Raw genomic sequence first — 1,379 nt, forward strand, 5'->3', positions numbered from 1 at the left:
TCGACGATCAGGCGGAGACCGTATTGCTCGGCCTCGCACGCGGATCCGGCGGGCGCTCGATACAAGGGATGGCGGCGTGGGCCGAGCCCTGGGGGCGGCCGCTGCTGGCCGTGCGGCGGGCGCAGACGCGGCGGCTGTGCCTGGACCTGGCGCTCACACCGCACGAGGACCCGCACAACGCCTCGCCCGAGTTCACCAGGGTTCGCCTGCGCACCGAGGCGCTGCCGCTGCTCGAGGACGTGCTCGGCGGCGGGGTCGCCGCCGCGCTGGCCCGCACCGCCGAGCAGCTGCGCGAGGACGGCGCGGTGCTCGACACGCTCGCGGGTGAGCTGCTGCACACCGCGAGTGATGGCCGGACCCTCTCGATCGAGACGCTCGCCACTGCGCCGGCCGCGCTGCGCCGCCGGGCGATCCGATCATGGCTGCTCGAGGGCGGGGCGAAAGCGCTGACCGGCAAGCATTTACACGCGGTGGACCAGTTGATCACCGATTGGCGCGGACAGGGCGGCGTCGCGGTCGGCGGCGGTGAGCCGGGTAGCAGGTTGGTCGCGGAGCGCGAACATGGCAGGCTGGCACTGCGGCGTGAGCGTCAGGCCCGGAGGCGGTAGCGAAGCGTGACCACGAAGGGCTAGCGAACGCCGCCTGATAGGCACTGCGGCATGAGCGTCATGACACATAATGTATCGGCCGTCCGGGAGCGAGAACCAGAAGGGAACAGCTGACGTGTACGGGGACGACATCGCGTCTGTTCTGATCACCCAGGACGAGATCGCCGCCAAGACCAAGGAGCTGGCCGAACTCATCGCCAAGCGCTATCCCGCCGACGCCCCCGAGGGCGACCTGCTGCTGGTCGGCGTGCTCAAGGGCGCGATCTTCTTCATGACCGACCTGGCCAAGGCGTTGCCGATCCCGACCCAGATGGAGTTCATGGCCGTCTCGTCGTACGGCTCGTCCACCTCGTCCTCCGGCGTGGTCCGCATCATGAAGGACCTGGATAAGGACATCGCGGGGCGCAACGTGCTGATCGTCGAGGACATCATCGACTCGGGCCTGACCCTCTCGTGGCTCAAGCGCAACCTGTCCACGCGCAACCCGGCCTCGCTCGAGGTGGTCACCCTCCTGCGCAAGCCCGACGCGCTACGCACCCATGTCGACGTCGCCCACGTCGGCTTCGACATCCCGAACGAGTTCGTGGTCGGCTACGGCCTCGACTACGCCGAGCGCTACCGCGACCTGCCCTACATCGGTACGCTCGATCCCAAGGTCTACTCCTAGACCACAGATTTCCCAGCGGCGTCAGCGCTCCGGAAGTATCCCGAAAATCGTTGCGGGGGAACCGGAGCCGCGGCGGTAGAGGGGCCCGCCGACCAGGATCCAGG

General features: G+C 68.7%; 2 protein-coding genes. Both read left to right on the top strand.

The annotated features are described in order from the left end of the window. Positions 1–608, top strand: a 608-nt coding sequence (locus ON39_RS01990; protein ID WP_040730135.1) for a TilS substrate-binding domain-containing protein, incomplete at its 5' end; no start/stop codon positions are given. A gap of 115 nt (positions 609–723) precedes the next feature. After that, positions 724–1,275 carry a hypoxanthine phosphoribosyltransferase gene (hpt, locus tag ON39_RS01995; RefSeq protein ID WP_040730137.1) on the top strand — a complete coding sequence of 184 codons (552 nt, stop codon included), beginning with the start codon at positions 724–726 and terminating at the stop codon, positions 1,273–1,275. Positions 1,276–1,379: the final 104 nt, after the last annotated feature.

This window comes from Nocardia tenerifensis NBRC 101015, assembly GCF_000308715.1.
GTDB classification, from domain to species: domain Bacteria; phylum Actinomycetota; class Actinomycetes; order Mycobacteriales; family Mycobacteriaceae; genus Nocardia; species Nocardia tenerifensis.